The following is a 7,355-nucleotide window of genomic DNA, read 5'->3' as shown; positions in this document are numbered from 1 at the left end:
TTCACGCCGACCAGCTCAAGCTGGCTCAACCTCGTCGAACGGTTCTTCGCCGAGATCACCGTCAAGCTGCTGCGCCGGGGCGTCCACCGCTCGGTCACCGCACTGGAGAAAGACATCCGCGGCTGGATCGAGCAGTGGAACACCAACCCCAGGCCATACGTCTGGACCCGCACCGCAGACCAGATCCTCGAGTCACTCGCCACCTACTGCCAGCGAATTAACGACTCAGGACACTAGGCCGACTAGAGTACCTGGGGCTGATGGCGATGGGGCGAGATGGAGCCGTTTGACGAAGGGCTTCGGTGTCAGGACGTCCTTGCTGGTCTGCGCAACGTTGACCCGAACTCCGGCAGCCTGACCCCGCTGGCCGAGACCCAGTTGATCGGCATGGCCGCCAGCCTCGCCGCCCTCATCCGCGGACCGGACGTCATCAGCGACGCGCAGGCGCTCCGGGCCGTGGCCGCTGAGCAGTTGGACGTCAACCAGTTCGCCTTCGACACCGTCATCACGGCCCTGGCTGACATCGAGTTCGTGCAGGGGGTTCAGACCTCAGGAGGCAGGATCGTCCGCTTCACCGAGAACGTCCCCTACTTCGACGATCTATACGCCGAGCTCGGCCCGCGCTTGGCGCGCCTGCCAACCCACTGAAATCGAACAGCAGATGGTGGTCTTGGTCGATCACCTCGCGGACACTCCCGTGCCGGTCGAGGAGCTTGCAGCCCGGATCGGCCTGGACAGCGCCGCCGTTCCCCAGCTCCTCGAAGTCGGTGGCAGGGCCGAACTGGTTAAGACGATCCCCTTGCTGGACGGGGACGTGGTGTACTCGCCGTTCTTCGGGTTCAAGAACCCGGACGTCGTCGGAGATCTAGTTCGAGAGCACGGCCCGGCTCAGCTGGCCGATGCTTTCGCCGCTCTGCGCGGTGAGCAGGGGATGCCGGTCACAGCGGCTCAGCCCGTGTTGCAGTACGCCATCGCCCGCAGTCTCCTCCTTGCGCCCGCGGTGGAGCTGCCGAACCACACGGTGCAATCGTTCGCCGCTCTGCCCTACACCCCTCAACCGGGAGCTGCTACCCGGTCGGAAGCCGGTGCTGGAGAAGGCACTGGCGATCCTGGCGTGTCTGCGATGTGGACAGCATCTCGGGGGTGCCACCAGCCTGCGGGCCGACGCCTTGGTCAACGTGATCGACAAGCTCTTGGACCCCCACCGCGGGATCCTCCAGCCCCATGAATCGCACGCCCGTCAGTACCACCTCATGCACTCGGAGGGCATCATCGCCTTTGCTCCGGACTCATGGCCCGGAGGAAGCTGGGTGCGGCCCCGGTTCATCAATACCGAAGACAACCGCGAAGCCCTTCGCTTCGCGCGTGACTTGATCACCCATGGCGAGCCCGTCGCGGGGCGGGTAGGCGACGATCAGGCACGAGCCGCCTTGTTGCTCGGCCAGCCATTCTCCGCCCCTATGCAGACAACGGCCCGACTTCGTAGCAGGGCGACGGCGTCGCCTCAGCAGTGGTAGAACGTGGTAGACGCAGCGTTGGGACGGGGATTTGGTGGAGGGTCAGGTGTCCTGAATGGATCAGCTGGCGCCTGACCAGCTGATCCATTCAGCTCAGTCCGAGCCATGGTAACGGCACTCGCACGACGCACTCCCGGTTTCCGGAGCGGAAGATCGGATCGGGGACGCGACACTCCGCAACCTGGAATGAGGCAACGACGTGTTGCACCTGTGCGACCAGAGCCGTTGCCTCGGCTCACCCGATCCGGAAGTGGCTCGGACGATCGTCAACTCTGACCAGCTCGGCAACCATTTCGGCCTCGTCTCTGCGCATCAGCCGTGGTTCATCGCGCGCGTCGACCACTAGTACGGAGTGCCATGGAGTCGTCCAAGCGTCCTCGGCGTCCAGCAGTCTGATGCCGAACTTAACCGCCCCGACGGGTTGAGGGTGGATCGACAGCCTCACCGACCGGGGGTGGTGCGCGGCGACCAATTCACCCCAGGCAGTGCTCCGCTGGATCACGCCGTACGCCCGCCGCCGGCAGTCCCGTTGCAGGGCGGACTTCGAGCCCGCGAAGTCCGACGTGTCCTCGACCAGGAATCGGGTGATACCGCGATAGAGGTGGGTGACGTTGTCGTCGGACTTCACCAGCGAGCGAACCTCCTCAACCGACGGTCCGTGGGCGGCCACCACCTGGGCGCGCTTTTCGTCGTAGGTCAAGGGCGCTTCGAAGACGTTGCGAAGGTCGAACACAGAGAGGTGGGTCAGCCCCTGCTCCTCGATCATCAACTTCAGCTCGTCGGAGTACGCGTCGATGTCGTTGTCGGGCACGCCGATGACATCGCCGAATATGTGCCCATCAGAGCAAATGATCAGCCGTGCGCCCGGCGGGTGTACCTCGCCGACGCGCTCGCACAGCGCGTCGAGGAAGCGCAGCGACAGCACCTCTCCATGATCGGGAAGGTGGCCCAGGACTTTTGCTGGGTTCGGCGACTTGCAGGGGAAGCCGGGAAGGGTGAAGATCACGGGGTCACCTGCGGACACGAACTGCGCCAACTGCTCCAACTGGGGCGCGAACGAACAGCGATCGTGATGGGCCAGGTGATCGACGCTGCGGCGATGCGGCAGGAGCAGGTCGAGAATCTGCGCACAGACATGGTCGACTGGCGCTGATCCAGAGAAGCGGCATGTGGTTGCCACAAAACACTCCAGAAAATCGGAAACGGTAGGGTTAGCGCCTAGACAAGCGCATGGTGAAGGTCACGGGGAGGTGGTTGGTGCCGCGCGCGAGCGCGGCGGGGATCCACTCGATGTCGTCAAAAGGCACGGCGAGTCGTAGGCCCGCCAAGCGGTTCACCAACGTCCCGACGGCGATCTGCAACTCGATCCGGGCCAGCGCGGCTCCGGGACAGAAGTGGATGCCCTGGCCAAAGGCGAGGTGATGGTTCGGAGAGCGGTCTAGGACCAGATCGTCGGTGTCGGGGAACGCGCTTCCGTCACGGTTGGCCGCGCTGAGCGACACGATCACCGAGTCGCCCGCAGGGACTCGTGTTCCGTGAAGGTCCGAGTCCTCGGAGAAGAACCGCCACGTCGTCAGCTCGAACGCGCTGTCGTACCGGAGTAGCTCCTCGACCGCATGGGTGATGATGTCGGGCCGCGTCTTGAGCAACTCCAGCTGGTCTGGGTTTTGCAGCAGCGCGAGCAACGCCGTGGTGATCTGGTTGGTCACTGGTTCCTGCCCGGCGACCAGCAGTTGGAACACCATCGAGTCGAGTTCGGCGGTGGTGAGCGCACCCGAGATTTGTGCGGCGACCAACCGCGCGAGCAAATCGTCACCGCCGGTCGCGCGCTTGTGCCGCACGACCTTGGCGATGTAACCCTGAAGACCGGTCAGAAGTGACTCGTAAGCAGGCCGTCCGGGGTCGGTGGGACCGACTGGCTGGACAACCTTGCCCCACTCGCGTCGGAATGCCGCAGCGAGATCGGCGGGCAGCCCGATCACCTCGGCGAGCACCTGGAACGGGAACCTGGCAGCGAAGGCGGCCACGACATCCACGACACCGTTGTCGGGCATGGCATCCACGAGTGCGTCGGCCATGCCTTGGAAGCGGGGCCGCAGGGACTCCATCCGCCGAGGAGTGAACGCGTTGGCGACCAGTCGGCGCATCTGGGAGTGCTTCGGCGGGTCCTGGTGCAACAGGTGCGCTTGGAGCTGCGAGTGCTGGGGTTCGGGCATGATCGACGCGAGCCTGCGCCATTCGGCGTTCCCCCGCTCGTGGTTTTTGCCCAATCGCTCGTCGGTGAGCGTCTTGTCGGCGGCGTCGTAGCCAGTGACAAGCCAGGCACACACACCGCTTGGGAAGCGAACGCGGTGCACTGGCCCTTCGTCCCTGAGCTGCCGGTATAGCTCGTACGGATTACGCTTGAATTCCTTGCCGTACAGGTTAATCGGTTCCTGGCTGGTCGACGACATGGTTTGAATCCCCTTTTCAAGGATGTTCAGAGTTGCCTGACGGTCAACGGGTTCGTCCAGTACGACCGACGAATAGGATCGCGACCATGCTCGCGAGGAGCAGGGCGATCACCAGGCCGGCTGTCGCACCGGCCGGCCCGCCCCCAGAAGTTGTCCACGCGGTGGTCGCGAGCGGAGGGCCCACGGTGAAGCCGAGGTTGCGTCCTGCTTGGAGTGCCGCCGTCGCAGTCGTCTGCCGGCCCACCGGCGAGTCCTTTAGGACAAGCGCTTGGGTCGGTGCGGCGTAGACACCCATTCCGACGCCCACCACGACGAGCGGCCAGATCAGTGCCGCCGACGTCCAAGGGTGGTCGGCAGCGAGAACCAATGTCACGCCGACGGTCGTGATCACTGCCCCTGCGGTGCCCACCCATCGGGCAGAGAATCGGTCGGACAGCAGACCGCCTACCATTCCCGAGGCGGCCATCGCCAGTGAAAGCCACATGACGGTGAACCCAACTGCCGTCGGGGACATCGCCCGGTCGGTCTGGAGGTGCAGGGAAACCAGGTGGCGCATCGCGGTGAACGCCGATCCCATCGCGAGCGCCGCCGCGATAATCATCCAGAGGCGCGCGTGGCCGAGTGTTCCTTGCACCGTTCTGCCACCGGGCCTGCGCAACCACAGAGCCACCGCGAGCGCCCCCGGAATCATCAGGAACAGCCATTTGAGGCTGTCATCGGCGAACGTCAGAACTAAGAGAAAACTGCCGATCGCGAGCGTGAAGAGGCTGGAGTCAACGACTGTGGTGAAAATGTCTGGCCTGCGGGTTCCGCTGTCACGAACACCGCTTCTTCCTCGCCACCAGGTCAACACCACCACGCATACCGGAGTCGAGATGGCAAAAGCTGCACGCCAGCCCCATGTATCGAGCAACGCACCACCCAGCACCGGACCGACGACCGCGCCGAGCGGCGCCATTGTGACCACGATTCCCATGGCCCGCCCGCGTGCCTTCGCGCGAACCGCCCGCGCGGCGAGAACCGGCACAGAGACCAGGATCACCGCAGATGCGGCGCCCTGAAGCGTCCGTATCGTGACAAACCATTCGAAGGTTGGCACGAGAGCAGACAACCCGCTGCACACGGCGAAGCACACGATGGCAGGAAGAACCAGCGGGCGAGGATCTTTGCCACTGAGCCAGTTGCCCACGGGCAACAGCAGCGACACGAGTGCGAGTTGACCGCTCAGCACGACCCACTGCGCCGCGCTCACTGATATGTCGAAACCGTCGGCAACGCTCGGGATGGCGAGAGTACCTACCGACATGTCCAGCATCGCGAAGAATGCGAGCGTGCCTGCGCCAAATACTGAAAGCCAACCGCCCGCGTTAGCGGGAGGAGCCTCAGAGATACCAGCCACGAATTTAGCTTGAACAGGGTCAACCCGACTCAATATCCGCTCCGAATAATTGTCCCACGCATAACGTAATCGAAGAATGAACATCGACCCGGCGATATGCCGCAGAAGGTGAACGAACACCAATGCCGAAGAAACTAACTCTTCGCTCCAGTCGTGAATATGTCAAGGTGGCCACTCGAACACGCCTTGGCTGTCCAACTGAGTGAGTCATGCGGTCGAACGCGATGTGAATCACTGCTTGACAATTTGTGAATGTGCGCACTAAAGGTTGTCTCGTAACGCTGTCTCGGTGAGTTCGATGATCTTGGTGTGGAGCGGGTGATCAGTGTGAGCGGCCGGTGTGGGTGTTGACGGGTTGTCGGTGCGGGTGTCTCGCACGCTGGTGCGGGTCGTGGCCCGTCGGGGTGGTGAGCAGACCGGGACCGGCCGGCGGTGGGCCTGTCGCTGGCGGATCGGGTGTTGCTGGTGGCGGTGTACTACTGGACGAATCTGACGTTGCGGCAGGTCGTGCTGCTGGTCGGGATCTCGAAGTCCGCCGCGGGCCGGGTGGTGGATTACCTGGCGCCGCTGCTGGCGCTCGCGCCGGTGACCCGCAGGCACAGTCCGGACACCGTGCTGATCGTGGACGGCACCCTCGTTCTGACCCACGACCGATCCGTCTCCGCGTCGTCGAAGAACTACCGGTACTCGGTGAACATGCAGGTCGTCATCGACGCGAACACTCGCTTGGTCGTGGTCGGCGACCCCGCCCCGGGCAACCGCAACGACTGCCACGCCCACACCGGCTCAGGTGTGGACGAGCAGTGTCGGGGCGCGACGGTGATGGCCGACGGCCGCTACCAGGGCAACCCCGAGGTGATCATGCCCTGCCGCAAACCCCGCGAGGGTCAACCGCCGCTGCCGCAATGCAAAGAAGAGCTCAACACCGTCCAGAAGAGCGTCCGCGCACGAGTCGAGCACGCCCTGGCACACAGGAAGTCCTTGGAACATCCTGCGCAACGGCCGCCGCAAACGAGACGGCGTCTGGCACGCCACCCGAGGCATCGCCCAGATGCGCAACCTGGCCATCACCGGCTGAACGGTCATTGGCGGCAGACAGCACCGCTGTCGCCCCCTTGCCCCACCAACACTCTTGATCATTACGGGGGTCTGTCAAACGAACGGTGTAACTCGGGTTGAAGGAAACACTTGCGTCCGGCGGCCGTCGAAGGCGATGTCGAACGCGTTGAGCGCGGGTTTCCACCGCATCGTCCAGCGCGCACGGCCGGTACCGGTTGGGTCCAAGCTCATGATCGCCATGTAGACGCATTTGAGAGCGGCCTGCTCGTTGGGGAAGTGCCCGCGGGCTTTGACGGCGCGGCGGATGCGGGTGTTGACGCTCTCGATGGCGTTGGTCGAGCAGATCACCCGCCGGATCTCGGGATCGAAGGCGAGGAACGGCACGAACTCGGCCCAGGTGTTGTTCCACAACCGCACGATCGCCGGATGGCGAGCGCCCCAGGCCTCGGTGAACTCGGCGAACCGCTCGCGGGCCGCGGCCTCGGTCGGTGCCGTGTAAACCGGCTTGAGTGCCTTGGCGATCACGGCCCAGTGCTGACGGCCCGCGTAGCGGAAACTGTTGCGCAGCAGGTGGACCACGCAGGTCTGGGTGATCGTCTGCGGCCAGACGGTGGTGATCGCGTCGGGCAGGCTGGTCAGCCCGACGCAAACCACCATCAGCACATCGGTGACGCCGCGGCTGTTGAGCTCTGTGAGCACGTGCAGCCAGTATTTGGCGCCTTCGCCGCCGTCGCCGGCCCACAACCCGAGAATGTCCCGGCGGCCCTCGCAGGTGACGGCGAGCGCGACGTAGATCGGCCGGTTGGCCACCTGTCCGTCCCGGATCTTGACGTAGATAGCGTCGATGAAGATCACCGGATACACCGCGTCGAGCGGCCGGTTCTGCCATTCGATCATGCCCTCGATCACCTTGTCGGTGATAGTGGA

The 7,355-nt window shown here is 64.3% G+C and carries 5 protein-coding genes and 2 pseudogenes; 3 read left to right on the top strand and 4 right to left on the bottom strand.

The annotated features are described in order from the left end of the window. Positions 1-237: pseudogene (locus IEY88_RS43755) on the top strand (IS630 family transposase); the annotation flags it as partial. 39 nt (positions 238-276) lie between these two features. After that, a complete protein-coding gene (locus tag IEY88_RS44925) occupies positions 277-648 on the top strand; it encodes a hypothetical protein (protein ID WP_229694355.1) in 372 nt (123 codons plus the stop codon). Between the two features lie 1,104 nt (positions 649-1,752). Here IEY88_RS44925 and IEY88_RS43745 read toward each other — a convergent pair. The 3 genes from IEY88_RS43745 to IEY88_RS43735 are packed head-to-tail and all read right to left on the bottom strand — an operon-like array spanning position 1,753 to position 5,489. Further along, entirely contained in the window at positions 1,753-2,697 is a 945-nt protein-coding gene (locus IEY88_RS43745; protein ID WP_189160792.1) for an L-tyrosine/L-tryptophan isonitrile synthase family protein, read from the bottom strand. A 31-nt stretch (positions 2,698-2,728) separates the two neighbouring features. Further along, the gene (locus tag IEY88_RS43740) at positions 2,729-3,970 is read right to left on the bottom strand and encodes a cytochrome P450 family protein (protein ID WP_189160791.1); all 1,242 of its coding nucleotides are present in this window, start codon (positions 3,968-3,970) and stop codon (positions 2,729-2,731) included. A gap of 43 nt (positions 3,971-4,013) precedes the next feature. Then, a complete protein-coding gene (locus IEY88_RS43735) occupies positions 4,014-5,489 on the bottom strand; it encodes an MFS transporter (protein WP_229694356.1) in 1,476 nt (491 codons plus the stop codon). Positions 5,490-5,709: 220 nt separating this feature from the next. Here IEY88_RS43735 and IEY88_RS43730 point away from each other — a divergent pair. After that, positions 5,710-6,447, top strand: a pseudogene (locus IEY88_RS43730) (transposase). A gap of 74 nt (positions 6,448-6,521) precedes the next feature. On the opposite strand, the gene IEY88_RS43725 reads toward IEY88_RS43730, so the two are convergent. Continuing rightward, the coding region (locus IEY88_RS43725; RefSeq protein WP_189160789.1) for an IS256 family transposase at positions 6,522-7,355 on the bottom strand (834 nt) is incomplete at its 5' end.

It is taken from the genome of Lentzea pudingi (assembly GCF_014646255.1).
Classification (GTDB): domain Bacteria; phylum Actinomycetota; class Actinomycetes; order Mycobacteriales; family Pseudonocardiaceae; genus Lentzea; species Lentzea pudingi.
The sequence above is the reverse complement of the archived record's forward strand: the minus strand, read 5'-3'. Positions and strand labels throughout refer to the sequence as shown.